Here is a 19363-nt window from a genome sequence, read left to right as displayed (position 1 = left end):
ACTTGTACGCCCCTTTTGCAGTGGAGCGTTAACCCTTTATGCTCGCATTTTTGATTCGCAGAATTTCACAAAGCGTCATGGTACTGCTTGTTATGTCCATGCTGGTCTTCGTGGGTGTCTTTTACATTGGCAATCCCATCGATATTCTAATCGCCCCGGATGCTACACCGGCAGAATACGCACGTGCAGTAAAAGATCTGGGACTTGATAAGCCCATGCTCACCCAATACGGAATATTTTTAAAGGACGCCCTGCACGGTGATTTAGGTAACTCCTTTGTATATAATGAACCGGCATTGAAGCTGATCATGCAACGGATGCCCGCCACAATGGAACTCGCGGTCACAGCTATGCTTATGGCTGTCTTTATAGGTATCCCACTGGGGATGCTTGCGGGAATCAAGCACGATACAATGCTTGGCCGCAGTATTATGCGTTTCTCCATTCTGGGCTTCAGTCTTCCCACCTTCTGGGTCGGACTTATGTTCATCATACTTTTTTCAGTTCAACTGGGTTGGCTGCCGTCCGGCGGACGCGGGACCACGGTTGAACTGCTGGGAGTTCCGGTAAGTTTTCTTACATGGGACGGCATACAACACTTAATTCTTCCGGCTATGAACCTCGCACTTTTCAAGACCTCGCTGGCCATCAGACTCAGCAGGGCCGGAGTTCAAGAAAATTTACAGATGGACTATGTAAAATTTGCCAAAGCGAAGGGGCTTTCAAACACCAGAATCATTGGATTGCATGTCATGAAAAACATCATGATTCCGGTCATTACGGTTCTGGGTATGGAATTCGGAGGCCTGATTGCCTTCGCGGTAGTTACTGAAACTATTTTTTCATGGCCCGGCATGGGTAAACTGGTCATCGACTCAATCGGTGTGCTGGACCGTCCTGTAATCGTCGCATACCTGCTGATTACCGTGACAATGTTCATCATTATCAACCTGCTCGTTGACATAATCTACTCCATACTGGACCCCAGAGTTCGTCTGGGCGACCAAAATTAGGATCAAAATATGGCAGACATGAACGAATTAATAGAGCCGGATGTAAAAGAAGAATCCCTGCTGTTGCTATCGCTCAAAGAATTTTTTGAAAGCAAAACCGCTTCCATCGGACTGGTAATTCTAACAGTGATGGTTGTAGTGGCACTTCTTGCGCCCTACATTTCTCCGCAAAATCCCTACGATCTGATGAGCATCGATATCATGGATTCCAAGCTTGAGCCCGGAAGCAAATCCATGGACGAATCTGTCACCTTTGTTTTAGGAACAGACAGTCAGGGCCGCGACATGCTCAGCTCCATACTCTACGGACTACGCATCAGTCTCGGAGTCGGAGTACTAAGTACAATAATCGCTCTTATCATCGGATCGGCTATCGGGCTGTGGGCCTCATTTGTAGGAGGTAAAACAGACTCCTTTATTATGCGGGTAGTTGACCTGCAACTGAGTTTTCCTGCAATTCTGGTTGCACTTATACTGCTGGCAGTACTGGGAAAAGGGATCGATAAGATCATACTTTCACTGGTCATTGTGCAGTGGGCATATTATGCCCGAGCCATACGCAGTAATGTTCTTGTGGAACGCAGAAAAGAATATGTTGAAGCCGCCAAGTGTCTTGCCTTACCGCAGCGAAGAGTCATGTTCGGACACGTGCTGCCAAACTGTACACCGGAACTGATTGTTATCTCCACCGTAAAAGTTGCCGGAGCTATCGCACTCGAAGCGACCCTGTCCTTTCTGGGACTGGGAATGCCAATCACAGAACCTTCTTTAGGTTTGCTGATCGCAAACGGGTTTAAATACATGCAAAGCGGATATTACTGGATCAGCTTCTATCCCGGTGTGGCACTGCTCATTTTAATTGTAAGTATTAATATCGTAGGTGACAGACTGCGTGATGTTTTGAATCCGAGGCTTAAAAAATGAGCAATAAATTACTCGATATCAAGAATCTGGAAACTTTTTTTTACACCCGTGCCGGAGTTGCCAAGGCAGTTAACGACATATCTCTAAGCATTGATAAGGGTGAAATCATAGGTATCGTAGGGGAATCAGGGTCCGGTAAATCAGTAACCGGCTTCTCAATTATGGGACTTGTGGACCCTCCCGGAGAAATAGCAGGCGGCAGTATCAAGTTCAAAGGGGAAGAAATTCTCGGACAGAGCGAAGAACAATGGCGCTCTTTCAGAGGATCAAAAGTTTCCATGATTTTTCAGGACCCGATGATGACTCTGAATCCCGTCCTCCGCATTGATACCCAGATGATTGAAGCCATCCGCGCACATGAAAAAGTCAGTAAAAGCAAAGCCAGAAAAAGGTGTGTCGAAACTCTGGCTATGGTTGGAATTCCTTCACCGGAAGAACGTATTAAATCTTATCCGCACCAGTTTTCAGGCGGAATGAGACAACGCGTAGCCATCGCCATCGGACTTTTAAATAAACCGGACCTGATTATTGCAGATGAGCCGACAACAGCTCTTGATGTCACCATTCAAGCACAGATTCTGTCTGAAATGCAGACTCTCTGTCGCAAAACTGGAATGGCGCTGATCTGGATTACTCACGATCTGACTGTCATAGCCGGACTGGCTCATAAAGTTGCGGTTATGTACGCAGGTAAAATTATAGAAGAAGGCAATGTTCAGGAAGTTCTGGATTATCCGCTGCATCCTTATACTCACGGGCTGATCGGTTCTGTTCCGAGCCGGAACAAGCGCGGAGAGCCTCTATATCAGATCCCGGGAATGACGCCGTCGCTGATTAATATCCCGGAAGGCTGTTCATTCAGGATGCGCTGTCCCAGAGCTGACGGAATGTGCATGCAGGAACCGGAAGAAGCCAAGCCGACCAACGGGCGCATGGTTCGCTGCCACCACCCTCTCTAAATTAAGCCGGAACAACAGGATTTATATATGAGTGATGCCACCACCCCATTTTTAAGCTGTAAAAACCTCAGCCGGGTCTTTGTTAAAAAGCTCGACTTTGCAGGCAAAATAGCAAGCGCTCTCGGTTCAAAAATTCGCGAAGAAAGAGTTCAGGCTGTCGATAGCGTTGATCTCGATGTCATGCCCGGTGAAGTTCTGGGACTGGTCGGAGAATCGGGCTGCGGAAAATCCACGCTCGGCAGAATGCTTTGCGGAATTCTACCGGATTCAGGTGGAGATATTTTATACAAAGGTCAAAATGTAAAAGACCTGTCTCCAAAAGATGCCCTGCACTACGCCATAAACGTGCAGATGATTTTTCAGGACCCTTACGCGTCACTGAACCCGCGTAAAAGAGTGAGCCAGATCATCGGAGAAGCTCCGCTTTATCACGGCCTTACCACGCGCAAAAATTTTGATTCATACTTATCCGAAGTGATGCTTCGCTGCGGACTTGATCCGACCTATAAAGATCGCTACCCTCACCAGTTCTCAGGCGGACAGCGCCAGCGTATCGGTATAGCAAGGGCAATGGCTGTTCAGCCCGAATGCCTTGTTTGTGATGAATCAGTAGCCGCGCTGGATGTATCCATTCAGGCTCAAATTCTGAACCTGTTTATGAATCTACGCAAAGAGCTGAACCTTACATGTTTGTTCATCAGTCATGACTTAGGAGTTGTTGAACATATTTCAGACCGCATCGCGGTTATGTATCTAGGTAGAATCGTTGAGATAGCGTCAGTTGAAACACTGTTCAGCAACCCGTTTCATCCTTATTCGCAAGCTCTTCTGAACGAAATTCCGAGACTGGAAAAAAGAGATGTAGATTTTGCCCCGTTAAAAGGCGAAATCCCGTCACCGTTAGATCCGCCTGAAGGCTGTCATTTTCATCCACGGTGTGCACATGCAATGGATATATGCAGGCTGGCAGTTCCTGAAATACGCGAAATAGCACCGGGACACAAAACCCGCTGCCATCTTTCAAATATCAAAAAATAATTAAGCTTAAAACTTCATTAAAAAAGGGAACCTGATTACAGGTTCCCTTTTTTAATTTAATAATAAATTTCAGGTTCTTTACGATCTTTGCAAGTATCAGCAAGAAATTGCGTAACTTTCAAAATTTTCGGAATTTCCATTTTTCTAAAACCGGCAGTACAGACCTTTATACAGGCACAGCACAATATACACTTATCACCGTCAGTAATGACGTGTGCCCCGACAGCTATTGCTCCCGTAGGACAAACTCTTTCACATGAACCGCACAGTTCACAATTATCCAGCGAAATCGGAGAAACAGATGCACTCGCAGATTTTGTCTTATAAGGCTTATTGCCCGGCACTTTTAGTTTAGAGTCGCTAGCAAAACCGTTGCTTGAAAATTTGCTTGCCAATTCTGCGCCGAAACTCTTTGCTTTATCAATATCTACAAAATCCGGTCTTCCTACTGAAAGCGGAGTAGCCGAAGTTGAAAAAGAATGTTCCCCGATAAACGCAGCCCCTGCAACAGTTTTAAATCCTGCACCTTCAGCAATATCTGTAAGCTCAAGCAAGGCATCTTCGTAAGCTCTGTTACCGTAAACCACGACCAAAACAACAGGCACGCTGTTTCCTTTCAAAGTTGCCAGCCTGTCGAGTACAACTGATGGCAAACGTCCTGAGTAGACAGGTGCTCCGATTATGACCAGATCATCCTTTGAACAATCAAAATCATCCGGCACTCCATCCTTTTTGGTCACATCAGAAATGGTCAATTCCTTTGCATCAACACCTTCGGCAATAGCTTTCAGCACGCGCTTTGTTGTTCTTGTAGGAGAAAAACAAATCAACCGAAGCTTAGAACAAGTCATAAACTCTCCAAAAATTATAAATTTTAATCGTTAAAGTATAAAAAACTACTTAGTCAAACTATCCCAATCAGTTTTGAATGCCGCTAATCCCTGATCTGTCAGGGGATGCTTGGCAAGCTCGCTGATAATCTTATACGGAATAGTCGCCACATCTGCGCCGATCAAAGCCGAATCGAGAACATGCAAAGGATTACGAATACTCGCCACCAGAATTTTAGTGGAAAAATCATAGTTATCGAAAATTGTCCGTATCTGTGAAATCAATTCCATTCCATCGTGAGAAATGCCATCAAGCCTGCCCACAAAAGGACTTACATAAGTAGCACCGGCTTTAGCCGCTAAAAGAGCTTGAAGAGGAGAAAACACAAGAGTTACGTTGGTCTTCATTCCTTTTTTATAAAGGGCCTTTGTAGCTATCAAGCCTTCGGAAGTCATAGGTATTTTAATGACTACATTTTCACCGAACTGCGAAAGATCTTCTGCTTCGTTAACCATCTCATCGGCAGTCTCGCCCATCACTTCGAGGCTGACAGGCCCTTGAACTTCATTACAAATAGTCTGCGCCTGCTTACGCCAGTCTCCGCCTTCACGGGAAAGAAGTGTAGGATTTGTGGTCACTCCGTCAAGAAGTCCCTGACTCTGAGCTTTTCTGATTTCATCAATATTTGCTGTATCTAAAAAAAATTCCATTAATATTTCTCCTTGTAATTAATCATGCGTAAACGACAACGCAAACATAAAAAGGTCTACCTTTTACACAAATAACCACTAGATATAAGGATATTTTTCAGTCTTTTGCATGAAGCATTTTCATAGCTCAAATGAGACATGAGCAAAAGCACTATCTTTAATCTTAATATAACTCCGAACAAAAACAATTTATAATCCGCATTTGTTGACAACTTTAAAAGATCTGCGTAAATGTTTGCTCACTATGAACGTAACTTTTTCTAACTTTACCCTTCGCAATTGGTGGTGGCGCTTTTTAATGCGTCGCGGGTAGGTTACGTTTAAAGAAAAGTAACTAGCAAATATAGCTTTATAAAACCGCGACAGTGAAAACTGGTCGCGGTTTTTTTATTTTCTGCGACTCACTGTCGAAAAAGAAATTCAGGAGAGAAAAGATGACTGACAATGCAACAATCAATGCAGACGGTTTTTTTGGTGAATACGGTGGACAATATGTTCCCGAACAGCTCATCCCGATCCTTAATGAGCTTGCCGACACGTACAACAAATTTAAAGACGATGATGAATTCAAACGTGAATTCGAATACTATCTCGCAAAATATTCCGGGCGCCCCACTCCGCTTTATCTCTGTTCAAATCTCACGAATAACCTTGGTGGAGCGAAAATCTATCTGAAAAGAGAAGATTTAAACCATCTCGGCGCGCACAAAGTAAACAATACCATCGGTCAAATTCTGCTTGCCAAACGCATGGGCAAAAAGAAAATCATAGCCGAAACTGGAGCCGGACAACACGGAGTTGCAACCGCTGCAACAGCCGCTCTCATGGGTATGGAATGCACCATTTACATGGGAGCAGTGGATGTTGAAAGACAGAAACTAAATGTTTTCCGTATGCAAATGATGGGCGCAAAAGTTATTTCGGCTGAATCCGGACAGCGCACTCTTAAAGAAGCCGTTGACGAAGCTCTAGGTGCATGGATTCAAAACGCAGACGACACATTTTATCTGCTAGGCTCAGCTGTCGGACCGCATCCTTATCCGACCATGGTCCGCGACTTCCAGTCCGTTATCGGCAAAGAAGCAAGAGAGCAGTGCCTCGAAGACGAAGGACGCTTGCCTGACTACTGTATTGCCTGCGTAGGCGGAGGATCAAATGCGATCGGCCTTTTCTCTGAATTCGTCAAAGATGAAAATGTTAAACTAGTTGGAGTAGAACCGGCAGGACGCAGCCTTGAACCCGGCGAACACGCTGCAACTCTCTGCCTTGGTGAACCCGGAATAATGCATGGTTTTAATTCTTACATGCTTAAAGATGATGAAGGTGAACCGGCTCCGGTTTATTCAATCTCTGCCGGACTGGATTACCCAAGCGTCGGCCCCGAACATTCACACCTCAAAGATCTAGGCAGAGCTGAATACGTTCATGCCTCTGATAAAGAAGCAGTAGAAGCCTTCTTCACTCTTTCCCAGAAGGAAGGAATCATCCCCGCGTTGGAATCATCACACGCGCTGGCATATGCCATGAAGCTTGCTCCGACTCTGCCCAAAGAGAATATAATCATCGTCAACTTATCCGGTCGCGGAGATAAAGACGTTGCTGAAATCGAAAGCCTGATCAGTAAAGGCGACTTCTGCATGCCTTAAATCCGGCAAGTTCAAATTCTACAAACAGCACAAAAAAACTGCCAGCCTTAATTTATCAAGGCTGGCAGTTTTTTTTATTTTCTTTCTATTTGCCCACGCAAAGAATCACCTGAAAGCCAACTCGCATAAGTTCCTTCATAATCAGTTAAAACTTGCTCAATCAAGGGCAGAAATGATGCAATACGCCCGTTAATCCCGACCTCATCAAGAAAAGCCTGCTGTCCCGCAAAAATCAGATCTTTCTGAATCATTATTACCGCATTCTGCGGAACGGCAATACAGTCTTTTGACTCATGACTTTTAATACAGGGATCAAGATCATGGGATATCCAGTTGCGGCATGTGATGGGGCGCACTTCATATATTGAACATTTATTATCTTTCAAAAAAGGACACGGACGAAAATAATTCATTGTAAATTCCTGCAATCCGGCAGAATCAAATTCTTCTGCCCCTTCCACGCAAGCTTTGACAATCTTTTCAAAATCAGAAGCATCAAACTTCTCAGCCAAATATAATGCTATATTAAATGCTTCTTGCGGCACCAAGGTGATGTGAGAAAAACAGCAGTACGAACACCCCTCTGTACATGCAACCTGAAATGTCGGATCAAGATTACTAATCTGCCCGACTACAGCATTAAAATTTGCCTCGAAACAGCGTACTCCTTTATCAACAATCATACGGGCAAACAATTCATTCTCAGGAGTAAGCCCCTTCAAGTCAGCACATACGGCAAGAGCCATATCCTTAAACCATTTCTGCATTTCAGTATGAGCTTCAAACATTGCATAAAGATGAGCGAGTTCGCGGTTGATCACGTTTTCAGGGCTGGAATTCATTCTTTCCTCCGTTTTATGAATGCATTTATTTATCTTGCACTCAAAAAACAAGCAACCGAATACATTTATAACCGGCATCCTATTGCCGCGACTGCACATTCATGCTTTAGTGTACCAACTAAAATTAATTTATATTTGATTAATTCAAGTCACCCCAAACGTTCAAAGGATTTAACATGAAAAAAACAGCTTTAATTCTGCAATTTCTTATGGTCCTCATACTGGCCTCAGCCTCTTTTGCATGCGCAAACGAATATCGAACTGACCCGCTCATTAAACAAGTTGTGAAGGTAGTCCCTAAAGGAGCCGAACTTATTGCGCGCGAAGCAAACGACAGTAGCGCATTCGTAGCCTATACACAGGGCGAAAAAAATTATCAGTTCACTCTGTCCGGAGATATGAACCCGCAAATAACAGATGCAAAGGAATTTAAGTATAAAGGTAAAAAAGCCTTCTATTTCCAGCCCGGAATGGAAGACTCAGGCGGACTTATGATTATTTTAAGTGCAGAAAAAAGCCTTGTGATAATTTACTCATCAGGCTTTTCAAGCGACGAAGAAGTCACTCAAAAAACCATGACCCAAATGGCTGACCAAATGGACCTCGGCAGTATTTAATATTATTTTTTATGGAAGAACCGTATCCATAACCCAGACATCAATGGGAAGTTTCGCATACGTAATTGCTTCATTTAAGCGACGCAGATAACGCGCGTCTTTTTTCTTATTCATAATAAGAACAACTCCCGCGCGTTTTCCAGTGCAGGAAGCGTAATATAACGACTGCCCGATAGCTTCAGCCCACTTACGACCGAAATCCATTTCAACCGCATGCGTTTCAGTCAGACAATCCACACGAGTTGCATCGGGAAGTCTATATTCAGTTTTTCCATGATTCTGATCGCACCACAAAACCTGATAATCTCTTTCTGCGCCACAAACAATGGACGGCATAAATAAAATTAGAACAGATAGTACGAGCGTTTTCATAAAATAGAATATTGCATCTATTTAAGGCCAGATCAACGCCTATTCTATTTAAAAACATGAAAACATTTAAAGTTTCAAATAAAAGTTATAAACACATATCAAATACAGACGATACAGGCCTCCTACATGCCCCCTATAAAATATTTACATTCACCCTTGAAGATAAATATTCTATAAAAAATGTAACCATATACTTAAAAAAATATGCAGAACCTAGAGCTTCAATTTGGAAAGCCCCTGTTCTAAATCTTTTTTAAGATCGTCGACATCTTCCATACCGATATTAAGTCTGAAAATGGTTTTTCCTTCGTAAGCAAAAGAATTGTTGCGCTTAAATCTTCCGCCAGTAATAAGACTTTTATATCCGCCCCAACTGTAACCGAGGCCGAAAAGTTCAAGGCTGTCTACAAAAACAGAGTGATCCATCTCTTCATACTCATCACGAAGTGTGAAAGCGAAAAGACCGCTTGAACCTTTAAAGTCGCGTTTCCAAAGTTCATGTTCAGGATGGCTTTCAAGAGCGGGATGAATAACTTTATCTACGGCTTTATGATTAACAAGCCATCTTGCGACATCAAGTGCTGATTGTTCATGATGCTTCAAACGCACGTGAAGAGTTCTAAGTCCCCGTAAGGCCTGATAACAATCCTCTTGCGGTGCAAAAATTTCAAAAATATAGCAACACTTTTCAAACTCAGCCCATTTTTCTTCAGTAGTGGAAACTGTACCGAGCAGAATATCTGAATGACCAGTAATATACTTTGTGGCGGACTGTATGGAAACATCCACACCAAGTTCAAACGGATTAAGATATAAAGGAGTGGCCCAAGTGTTATCAATAACACTGACAATTCCCTTCTCGCGGCACACTTTAGTTATGGCTGGAATATCCTGAATCTCAAAAGTATTGGAACCGGGCGATTCCATAAAGATCAGTCGGGTTTCATCCTTCATAAATTTGCTGATATCAGCCCCTGCATCGGACGGAAAAAAATCTGCGGTAACTCCATACTTCGACATAAATCCGTCGCAAAAATGCCGGGTCGGACCATACACATTATCACAAATGAGGACATGATCACCCTGCTTGGTGAATGCCAGCAAAACCATAGCAATTGCGTTGATACCGGACTGGAAAGCCTTGCAACCATACGCCCCTTCAAGCTCAGTCATTGCAGCCTCAAAAGCATTCTGAGCCGCAAGTCCGCAGGTTCCGTATGCAATACCTTCAAACTTGCCTTGATTGGCCCTCAACATATCTGCATAACTGTCGAACAGCACAGTAGAAGCACGGTGCAGCGGTGGATTGATAGTATTTATATTCTGGCGGGCTTCTTTTTTGCCCCCGTTAACTAACTTTGTTCCGATATTTTTCATTTTTTTTAGTACCTTTCGCGCAGTTCAGCTTCAATCAACTCGAGCGGGAAATCATCTCTGATAACCGCATGACCAAGTTTATCAAGAGCAACCATTACAACTGCCCCGTCTTTAACCTTCTTGTCACGTTTCATGAGTTCCATAATATCAGCAGGGCGAATATTCAAACAACCGGTTGCAAGAGACAATCTGTCCATTACATCCTGATGCAATTCCAGATCTGAATCAGAAAGCATCCCCGCACGGTTGCAGGCCCGGGCAACAACTCTCATGCCATGCCCGACACATTCACCGTGCGACAATTTATACCCGTAAAAAGTCTCGATAGCATGCCCTACGGTATGACCGTAATTGAGTATACGCCTGAGCCCCCCTTCCTTTTCATCTCTGGAAACCACATTTGCTTTTATTTCACAGCAACGCGCAACCACTACGGACATAACTTCTCTATCGAGAGAAAGTATTTTATCGGAATTGTCCAACAGATATTCCGCAAACTTTCTATCCGCAATAAAACCATGCTTTACAACTTCGCCCAACCCGCTCAGGATTTCCTGTTCAGGCAGACTGTCCAGCGCGGAAATATCAGAATAAACACGTTTAGGCTGGTAAAACATTCCGCAATAATTCTTACCGCCGGAGATATTAACAGCAACCTTTCCCCCCACAGAGGAATCAACCTGTGAGAGCAGTGTGGTCGGAACCTGAACAAAGTTTATTCCGCGCATGTAACTTCCGGCAACATAGCCGGAAAGATCTCCCACAACGCCACCGCCAAGAGCAACAACAACGTCCTGACGATTGATTCCGGCTTCAAGCATAGCTTCGAGAAGGGATGCGAACACATCCAGACTCTTGCTTTTCTCACCCGCCGGAACTGTAAGCAGAAGAGGATCAATATTTTCAAGTGCAAGCTTCTCAGCTAATTTAAGCCCGAAAAGCTCGCGTGTATTTTCATCACATATAACAACCGGAGTACGACCAAACTTTTGCGAACACAGATCCGGGATAAGACTATCCATAGCCCCGTCTTCGACTAGAATCTCATAGGAGTTATCAAATTCTCCTTTCAGCGTAACATCAACCCTCGGCATTATTTATCTCCGGCAAATGTAGATTCCTGCTGACGCAAAGATTCTTCATGAATGTACTGGAAAATACGAAGCATGAAGTGCTCATCCATGCCGCGGGCAACACCTTCACGAGTGCGCTTCTCAACAGTTTTTTTCCACTGTGCAGGCTGGAGGAGAGCAATTCCTTTTTCTTTTTTAAGTGTACCGATGGTACGTCCGATAGCCATGCGTTCAGCAAGAAATTCAACGATGGATTCGTCTATTTCATCAAGTCTGATGCGTTTCTTTTCAACAGCATGAATAAATTCTTCATCTTCGATAGCAGGATGACGAACCTGAAGTCCGGCAATAACTTTACCGAGATCTTCAGGAGTGAACTGCTGTTTGCTGTCACTTAAAGCTTTATCAGGATCAATGTGAGATTCGATCATCAATCCGTCAAAAAGGAGATCAAGTGCTTTCTGTGCCACTGCGGGAATAAGCGCACGCTTTCCGCACAGATGACTGGGGTCACAAATAATAGGCAACCCTTCGCAGCGACGGCGAAGTTCAATAAAAATTCTCCAGTTAGGTGCATTACGAAGTTCTGTAACCTTTGCAGAAGAGAATCCGCGATGAATCGCACCGAGTTTTCTAACTCCGGCCTTATTAAGACGCTCCAAAGCTCCAATCCAAAGCTCAACATCCGGGTTGATGGGATTCTTGACCAGTACCGGAATATCAGTACCTTTAAGGGAATCCGCAAGCGCTTGAACTGCAAAAGGATTAACTGTGGTTCTTGCTCCGATCCAGATAAGATCAACATTATATTTAAGGCAGAGTTCTACATGCTCAGGTGTTGCAGTCTCTGTGGATATAGGCATTCCGGTTTCTTCACGGGCTTCAACCAGCCATTTCAAACCTTCTTCACCCATGCCTTCAAAACAATTAGGGCGTGTGCGGGGTTTCCATATACCGGCCCGCAGCATATGTGCTCCGGTCTTCGCTACACCGCGAGCGGTTTCAAGCACCTGTTCACGTGTTTCAGCACTACATGGCCCTGCGATAATAAAAGGCCCGTCATATTTGAAACCCCAGGAATCAATACCGTCGATATCAAGTTGAACACTCATAGTTAAGACCTCCTTAACTTGTTGATAGTTTTTAAGAGTAGGCCAAGCCGGAATTATGATGAAGGCTAGTAGAAGAAGTAACCGACTGGACAGAAAGAAAAATATATAAAACAGGAGATCAAATTATCTCCGATAAGACATCAGTCTTCGGACTCTTCGGACTCTTCGGCCAAGGCTCGTTTCAAGGAAACTTCGAGCATCATTTTTTGCAGCCGGATACTCTTTGAATCACTCTCCATAATATTCTCTGCCAGGCCGCGAAGTTTATCCACAGCCTCAAGGCTGGCTGTTATCATCAATTCAGTTGGAACAAGATCAGTGGATCGTATCAATTCTAACATATTTTCAAGAGTATGAGACAACTCTTCAATATTACGAAGCTTCAGGAGATTAGAACCGGCTTTAACAGAATGCGCGTCACGAAAAATAGAGTTTATCAGTTCGTGAGATCCATTTTCAGTATTTTTTTCTAAGGTAAGCAGTCCTGATTCCAAGCTGTCGAGACGTTCCAAGGTCTCTTCTTGAAATATATCTAATAGTCTGTCGCCTGTACTCATTTAATATAATGCCTTTATTTTATTTAATCTGCATCGCTCGCTAAATACGGGTGATTTTTTTTGCAAAAACTGAATTTAAATTATATATGTTATCTGCCCTACTGCATTAATTTCGTCAATCTCCGAGATAAGGCAAAACCACTATAAATTTTCTGAGCCACTGTAAGTTCTTTCCTTTTCCGGTGCAACCATCTACACTGCCGCCCTCGTGAAGATTAATACTTTTTACGCACTTTATTCAGATTTCATCATATATAATTTTTCAGAACATAACGCGGAGTTTAAAATATGGCCTTAATGAGTGTAAATAGTGTCTCAATGTCGTTCGGCGGACCACTGCTTTTAGACAAGGCATCCTTTCAGGTTCAGCCCGGACAGCGCATCTGTATCGTCGGCAGAAATGGAGAAGGAAAGTCCACTCTGCTGAGACTCATGAGCGGGGATTTAGTTCCTGACAGCGGAGTTATTTCCACCCAGAAAGGAGTAACAGTAGCAAGGCTTTCTCAAAAAGTACCGGAAGTCCTGAATGGAACCGTCTTTGATGTAGTATCTGAAGGTCTCGGAGAACTGGGTAACGCTTTAGCAAAATATCATCGCGTCAGCACAGAAGTGGCTAACGGAGGCGATGTTTCAAAGCTTTCTGAAATCGAAGATATCATGGAACAACACGGTGGCTGGAATGCCATGACCACAATCGAAATGGTCATATCCCGTCTTTCTCTGAATCCTGAAACTCGTTTTGAATCCCTTTCAGGTGGGCTCAAAAGACGTGTACTGCTTGCCCGCGCCCTAGCCAGCACCCCTGACATATTACTCCTTGATGAGCCTACTAACCATCTGGATATCGACTCCATTGCATGGCTCGAAGAATTTATTTTAAAACATATCAAAACTCTCATATTCATTACTCATGACCGGATGTTCCTGCGCCGCATCGCTACCCGTATCATTGAAATGGACCGCGGCAAACTTGCCGACTGGACCTGCGATTATGATACTTTTTTAAAGCGTAAAGAAGAACTTCTTGATGCCGAAGAAAAAAACTGGTCCGAGTTCGACAAAAAACTCGCCAGAGAAGAAGTATGGATCAGACAAGGTGTTAAAGCCCGAAGAACCAGAAACGAAGGCAGAGTTCGTGAACTCGAAAAACTGCGAAGCGAAAGAAGTCAGCGCCGCGAAAAAACCGGAACCGCCGCTATCCAGATTCAGGAAGCATCCCGTTCCGGTAAAATTGTAGCCGAAACAGAAAATGCCAACTTTTCATGGGGCGACAAGCCTGTATTTAAAGACCTTAACGTTACCATCATGCGCGGCGACAGAATCGGTATTATCGGACCTAACGGAACCGGTAAAACAACCCTTATTCAAGTTCTGCTAGGTAATCTGAGACTTAATTCTGGTAAAATAAAGTTAGGAACCAAGCTTGAAATTTCATATTTTGATCAGCACAGAGAACAGCTTGACCCGGATAAATCCGTGCGTGACAGCGTTGCTGACGGCAACGATGTCGTCACAATCAACGAGCGAACTAAACATGTTATGGGTTATCTGAAAGACTTTCTATTCCCTGCCGACCGCGCCAACAGTAAAGTAAGAGTTCTTTCCGGCGGAGAAAGAAACCGCCTTCTGCTCGCCAGATTATTCACCCGTCCATCCAACCTGCTGATAATGGATGAACCTACAAATGATCTTGATGCAGAAACCTTGGAACTTCTCGAAGATAAGCTGATGGAGTACCCAGGTACTGTCATTATCGTAAGCCATGACCGTGCATTTTTGAATAACGTAGTAACAAGCACAATCGTATTTGAAGGCGACGCAACTGTTAAAGAATACGTCGGCGGTTATGATGACTGGCTCAGACAGAAACCCAAAGCGGAAAAAGAGAATAAGCCCAAGACTCTGAAAGCGGCAAAGGAAGAGCAGCCTAGTCTTGCTGTTCGTCCTAAAAAAATGAGCTACAAAGAACAGCGTGAACTGGACCTTCTTAAAGAAGAAATGAAAAATCTTCCGGCCCAGATCGAAACACTTGAAAAAGAAATCGGAGCCATACAGGAACTCATGCTCGATTCAGACTTTTATAGAAAGTCAGCGCAGGAAATGGCTAAAACCAAAACCAGACTGGCTGAACTTGAAAGTGAACATGAAAAAACTTTTGAACGCTGGGAAGAAGTTGAATCCAAGCTTGCTAAATATCGTTCATAATCAAAATAAAAGCTGACGAATATATATAACTTCTAAGTTAAAATCACCCCGGGCGGCGGAAAAAGTAAAACTGTTGCCATATCCTCCGCCCGGGCGTAAATTCAGCCAATGAAATCAAAAGCATCTTCCCCATTCTGGGTGCCCATATATGCCTTCCTGACCACAATCATCACAGGTGGTTTATTATTGAAACTGGACATTTGCCATCCGGGCAAATCTCTTTCACTCCTTGATGCAATATTCACAGCAACATCCGCAGTCTGCGTAACCGGGCTTGCTGTGGTTGATACAGGTTCCTTTTTCAGCCGCACAGGTCAAACCGTAATCCTGACGCTGATACAGCTCGGCGGCTTAGGAATCATGACCTATGCCAGCCTCGTAATATATCTTCTGGGTAAAAAAGTCAGCGCGGCAGACCGCATTGCTGTAAGCCAGACGCTTATTCACGACCCATCGTTTAATATCGGCAGATTTATTGTCGGAGTGGTCACCGCAGTTCTTTCAATTGAACTGATCGGAGCCGTTCTCCTAAACAGAATGGACCCCCAAGGTTTTGCACCTTATTCAGCAATATTCCACTCCGTATCAGCATTCTGTAATGCGGGATTCTCATTATATCCAGACAGTCTTTCCACTTGGAAAGACCACGCAGGCATCAACTTTGTGTTCATTGCTCTCATAGTCATGGGTGGCCTTGGATTCTATGTTTTGACCGAGCTATGGCAGAAATTATGCGACTACATCCGCAGAAAAAAACGCCCTATCACAGCGCACCCTATTTCATGGCAAACATATATAGTGCTTGAAACAACTCTTTTTTTAATCATTGCAGGCACTGTTGCTCTTTTGCTGGCGGAAAGTTTAAGGGCCCATGTAATACCGAACTTTGAAAGCAATGAATTAAGTGCCCTATTCCAATCAGTCACCTGCCGAACAGCCGGATTCAACACTCTGGACATTTCCAGCATGACCAACATTTCGCTTATTTTCATGATATTTCTGATGCTTATCGGAGGATCTCCGGGATCATGTGCCGGAGGTTTGAAGACAACGACTTTCCGCGCCCTTTTCGGATTTGTTATCTCCAAAATAAGAGGAAGGAGTCAGGTCCGTGTCGGCTGGTATGCTCTGACTGAAGACAGCATAAATAAATCCCTGACCATAATGGCTCTTGCCGGAGTAATCCTCGGAACGGCAGTAATTCTGCTCAGTATAACTGAAGGCGGCAACATTCCCCACACTCAGGCCAGAGGACATTTTATCGAAATTCTGTTTGAAACCGTTTCAGCGTTTGCTACAGTAGGTCTTTCCACCGGAATAACCCCGAAGCTGACTTCCGCCGGTAAGATAATTATCATTTCGCTGATGTTCGTGGGAAGACTCGGTCCGGTATGGTTGCTGACGGCCATTAACAGCTGGCAAAGCGAACCTCGCTATAAAGTACCTGAAGACGATCTTTCATTGGGTTAATATTTCTAAAAATTTAAGCGCACATATATTTGGAGAATTAAATGGCAGACAGAATAGAAGTAGGAGTTATCGGACTCGGTAAATTCGGGCTCGAACTAGCCCGCAACTTACGGGAACTTGGCCACGGAGTAACCGGAGTCGATTCCAGTACTGAAAGGGTGAAAGTAGCAAAACCCTACTTGACTCAAGTATTTCAAGCTGATGGAACAGACCAGCAGACACTGGAGCAGCTCAGCTTTCAGGATTTTAACTATGTTGTAGTCTCCACCGGAGATTCCATGGAAGCAAGCATTCTGGTTGTTCTCAACTTGCAGGAAATCGGTGTTAAAAAAATATGGGTTAAAGCCATGAGCGCCGCTCACAAAAAAGTTTTGAGCAAACTTGGAGTAGATTTCGTTGTCTTTCCAGAACACTTTGCCGCAAAACAATTGGCATATAAACTCGCAACCCCCGGAATGCTGGATTATCTTTCCATGGGGCAGGATGTTCTTATAAAAGAAAAAGAAGTGTGTGAATGGAAAGGAAAAACTTTGAAAGATTTGAATTTAACAAATAATTTTCAAGTTCAGGTTATTGCAATCAGAAAAAATGGATCGTCCGAGCTTAATTTTGTTCCCAAAGCCAACGACCCTTTACAAGAACATGATATACTCGTCCTGATAGGCGCCCACGAAAACCTCTTGAAAATATCTTAGCGTAAGGAATATTACTTGTTGTTCTCGTCTAGATTATAAAGACCTTTTTCCATTTCGCGAAGATGTCTTTCTTCCTCGTCAATTGCGAGCATACGATCCCGTATCTGATGAGTTTTTTCAATAGCTTCATCAAGCTCAACTCCGGCTGCAACCTGCATTTTGCGTAATAAGGACAGGATATCACTGCGAAGCTTGGTACCGACCTCAGCTGATCCGAATTCCCGGAGCATATCATCATCATTTGTACTCTTTTCAATAATATAAAAACAGAATTTTCGAGCTTCTTCCACGCCTTTGTTTTTCTCAAGACACAGGGTCAGATAACGAAAACAGTTTTCCCAGTCTCCCGCTTCAAAATGAGTTCTGGCTATATTAAAATAAAGATTTTCGTCTTCGCTGTCTAAATCTACCCCTCGATTATAATACTGCAACGCTTCTTTATACATTCCGCTTTTACGCATAGAAATGCCGAAATCATTAAACATATGTTTATGTTCTACCTTAAAAGCAGATTTAAGCTGCAATACCTTGGAAAATATTTCCTGAGCTTTTTCTATATCCCCTTTATCAAGATAAGTAAGACCAAGCCCGAAAGTAGCGCGAACGTTACCCTCGTCCACCTCCAGTGCTCCGGCATACTCCATCTCGGCACTATAGAGTTCACCTTGAGCTCTATGACTTTCACCTCTTTGTACTGTTTTATCCAAATTATCCATACCGGGGCGAACTTCCTGATGCCAATAATCCAATTCCAGAGTATAGAGTGAAGAAAATTCTTCGCTGGATACTAATCGAATAGGACCGGAGGGAACATGATTAGAATTAATCTCTTGTAATTCAAACATTTCTCCGGGGGTTTCACGCACCAGCCAATACTTTTTTTTCTTTCCCCGGACTTCAACTTCTGACTTAAGGGAAACTACTGTAACTAATTCAGGAGTAGTTTTTTCCTCCTTCTTTGACGGAGGCTGATACTGAAAAAATGTAGTATTTGATCCCATTTTATTTACCTCTTAAGAGGTTTTTAAAAATTTATAGAAAGTTAATGATATAAATAAAAAACAGCCTGTTCAATTCTGGAACTTCTCAAGAAAATCGGCTAGGTTTCCGAGCAATGCATAAATATCATATAATTATCGGATTAGTAGCGCTTGCCCTTATCTTGCCCATTTTTGCAGCAAAAAGCCATGCTAGAAATTTTCGACATAAGGCCCCTATAATCAACTGTAAAATTCTAAACTCATTTCCTCACGACGAATCCGCCTATACTCAAGGTTTTTTATATCACGATAATTTCTTCTACGAAAGCACAGGAAAGCACGGACACTCTTCCATCCGCAAAATTGAACCGGAAAGCGGCAAACTATGCACTGAATATAAAATTGATCAGAACCTTTTCGGCGAAGGGCTATGCCTATGGAATAAAAAAATATTTCAGCTCACATGGAAATCTGGAAAGTGCTTCGTATATGATTCAAAGTCCCTTGCGTGCACAGGCTCATTCAAATACAACGGCCAAGGCTGGGGACTCACCTCTGACGGGCAGTTTTTAATTCAAAGTAATGGTTCAGATTCGCTCACATTTCGAGACCCGCATGATTTCAAGAAAATAAACACTCTTAAGATCACTGACGGAGACACAAAAATATTCCGCCTAAATGAGCTTGAGTATGCAGACGGAGTCATCCTTTGTAATGTATGGTACAAGGATAAAATAGGTGCAATCGACCCCGTAAGCGGAAAAATAAAATTCTGGCTGGACATTTCCAACCTTCGTCCTCTTGCGGGAAAAAAAGCGGAAGTTGCCAACGGGATTGCATGGGACAATAAAAATAAACGACTTTTCGTCACTGGTAAATTCTGGAACAAAATTTTTGAAATTAAATTACATCAACCGAAGCAAATTACATCTGACTTATAAT

19 protein-coding genes are annotated in these 19363 nt (G+C 43.4%); 10 read left to right on the top strand and 9 right to left on the bottom strand.

Annotation, left to right across the window (positions count from 1 at the left end):
* Positions 1–38: 38 nt before the first annotated feature.
* Genes JEY82_RS06580 through JEY82_RS06565 form a run of 4 tightly spaced genes read left to right on the top strand, consistent with a single transcriptional unit; the run spans position 39 to position 3934 of the window.
* Positions 39–1013, top strand: coding sequence for an ABC transporter permease (locus JEY82_RS06580; protein ID WP_304084014.1), 975 nt, complete (start codon positions 39–41; stop codon positions 1011–1013).
* 9 nt (positions 1014–1022) lie between these two features.
* On the top strand, positions 1023–1937 hold the full coding sequence (locus tag JEY82_RS06575) for an ABC transporter permease (RefSeq protein WP_304084012.1): 915 nt from the start codon (positions 1023–1025) through the stop codon (positions 1935–1937).
* Entirely contained in the window at positions 1934–2896 is a 963-nt protein-coding gene (locus JEY82_RS06570; RefSeq protein ID WP_304084010.1) for an ABC transporter ATP-binding protein, read from the top strand. Before JEY82_RS06575 ends, JEY82_RS06570 begins: the two co-directional genes overlap by 4 nt.
* 27 nt (positions 2897–2923) lie before the next feature.
* Positions 2924–3934 carry an ABC transporter ATP-binding protein gene (locus JEY82_RS06565; RefSeq protein WP_304084008.1) on the top strand — a complete coding sequence of 337 codons (1011 nt, stop codon included), beginning with the start codon at positions 2924–2926 and terminating at the stop codon, positions 3932–3934.
* 56 nt (positions 3935–3990) lie between these two features.
* Here the strand turns inward: JEY82_RS06565 and JEY82_RS06560 are convergent, their stop codons facing one another.
* Entirely contained in the window at positions 3991–4785 is a 795-nt protein-coding gene (locus tag JEY82_RS06560) for a 4Fe-4S binding protein (RefSeq protein ID WP_304084006.1), read from the bottom strand.
* 45 nt (positions 4786–4830) lie between these two features.
* On the bottom strand, positions 4831–5475 hold the full coding sequence (fsa, locus tag JEY82_RS06555) for a fructose-6-phosphate aldolase (RefSeq protein ID WP_304084004.1): 645 nt from the start codon (positions 5473–5475) through the stop codon (positions 4831–4833).
* Positions 5476–5909: 434 nt separating this feature from the next.
* Here fsa and trpB point away from each other — a divergent pair, with 434 nt between their 5' ends.
* Complete coding sequence (gene trpB / locus JEY82_RS06550) at positions 5910–7121, top strand: tryptophan synthase subunit beta (RefSeq protein WP_304084002.1); 1212 nt, start codon at positions 5910–5912, stop codon at positions 7119–7121.
* 74 nt (positions 7122–7195) lie between these two features.
* On the opposite strand, the gene JEY82_RS06545 is transcribed toward trpB, so the two are convergent.
* A complete protein-coding gene (locus tag JEY82_RS06545) occupies positions 7196–7963 on the bottom strand; it encodes a YkgJ family cysteine cluster protein (protein ID WP_304084001.1) in 768 nt (255 codons plus the stop codon).
* 176 nt (positions 7964–8139) lie between these two features.
* On the opposite strand from JEY82_RS06545, the gene JEY82_RS06540 reads away from it, so the two are divergent.
* Entirely contained in the window at positions 8140–8580 is a 441-nt protein-coding gene (locus JEY82_RS06540) for a hypothetical protein (protein WP_304083999.1), read from the top strand.
* Positions 8581–8589: 9 nt separating this feature from the next.
* On the opposite strand, the gene JEY82_RS06535 is transcribed toward JEY82_RS06540, so the two are convergent.
* The 5 genes from JEY82_RS06535 to JEY82_RS06515 form a co-directional block, all read right to left on the bottom strand.
* Positions 8590–8952: a hypothetical protein gene (locus tag JEY82_RS06535; RefSeq protein WP_304083998.1), complete on the bottom strand. Its 363-nt coding sequence runs from the start codon at positions 8950–8952 to the stop codon at positions 8590–8592.
* Between the two features lie 213 nt (positions 8953–9165).
* Entirely contained in the window at positions 9166–10329 is a 1164-nt protein-coding gene (gene metC / locus JEY82_RS06530) for a cystathionine beta-lyase (protein WP_304083997.1), read from the bottom strand.
* A gap of 5 nt (positions 10330–10334) precedes the next feature.
* On the bottom strand, positions 10335–11423 hold the full coding sequence (aroB, locus tag JEY82_RS06525; RefSeq protein WP_304083995.1) for a 3-dehydroquinate synthase: 1089 nt from the start codon (positions 11421–11423) through the stop codon (positions 10335–10337).
* Positions 11423–12514, bottom strand: coding sequence for a bifunctional 3-deoxy-7-phosphoheptulonate synthase/chorismate mutase type II (locus tag JEY82_RS06520; RefSeq protein ID WP_304083994.1), 1092 nt, complete (start codon positions 12512–12514; stop codon positions 11423–11425). The genes aroB and JEY82_RS06520 overlap by 1 nt, the downstream gene beginning before the upstream one ends.
* A 140-nt stretch (positions 12515–12654) precedes the next feature.
* Positions 12655–13071, bottom strand: a complete 417-nt coding sequence (locus JEY82_RS06515; RefSeq protein ID WP_304083993.1) for an Hpt domain-containing protein — start codon at positions 13069–13071, stop codon at positions 12655–12657.
* 288 nt (positions 13072–13359) lie between these two features.
* Between JEY82_RS06515 and JEY82_RS06510 the strand changes: the two genes are divergently transcribed.
* From JEY82_RS06510 to JEY82_RS06500, 3 genes are all read left to right on the top strand, one after another.
* Positions 13360–15276: an ATP-binding cassette domain-containing protein gene (locus JEY82_RS06510; RefSeq protein WP_304083991.1), complete on the top strand. Its 1917-nt coding sequence runs from the start codon at positions 13360–13362 to the stop codon at positions 15274–15276.
* Positions 15277–15384: 108 nt separating this feature from the next.
* Positions 15385–16746, top strand: a complete 1362-nt coding sequence (locus tag JEY82_RS06505) for a TrkH family potassium uptake protein (protein WP_304083989.1) — start codon at positions 15385–15387, stop codon at positions 16744–16746.
* 41 nt (positions 16747–16787) lie between these two features.
* A complete protein-coding gene (locus JEY82_RS06500; RefSeq protein ID WP_304083988.1) occupies positions 16788–17441 on the top strand; it encodes a TrkA family potassium uptake protein in 654 nt (217 codons plus the stop codon).
* 11 nt (positions 17442–17452) lie between these two features.
* Here JEY82_RS06500 and JEY82_RS06495 read toward each other — a convergent pair whose 3' ends face one another.
* On the bottom strand, positions 17453–18442 hold the full coding sequence (locus JEY82_RS06495) for a tetratricopeptide repeat protein (RefSeq protein WP_304083986.1): 990 nt from the start codon (positions 18440–18442) through the stop codon (positions 17453–17455).
* Positions 18443–18555: 113 nt separating this feature from the next.
* Here JEY82_RS06495 and JEY82_RS06490 point away from each other — a divergent pair, with 113 nt between their 5' ends.
* Positions 18556–19362, top strand: a complete 807-nt coding sequence (locus JEY82_RS06490; protein WP_304083983.1) for a glutaminyl-peptide cyclotransferase — start codon at positions 18556–18558, stop codon at positions 19360–19362.
* The last annotated feature ends 1 nt before the right edge of the window (position 19363 follow it).

Source organism: Maridesulfovibrio ferrireducens (assembly GCF_016342405.1).
Classification (GTDB): domain Bacteria; phylum Desulfobacterota; class Desulfovibrionia; order Desulfovibrionales; family Desulfovibrionaceae; genus Maridesulfovibrio; species Maridesulfovibrio ferrireducens_A.
The sequence above is the reverse complement of the archived record's forward strand: the minus strand, read 5'-3'. Positions and strand labels throughout refer to the sequence as shown.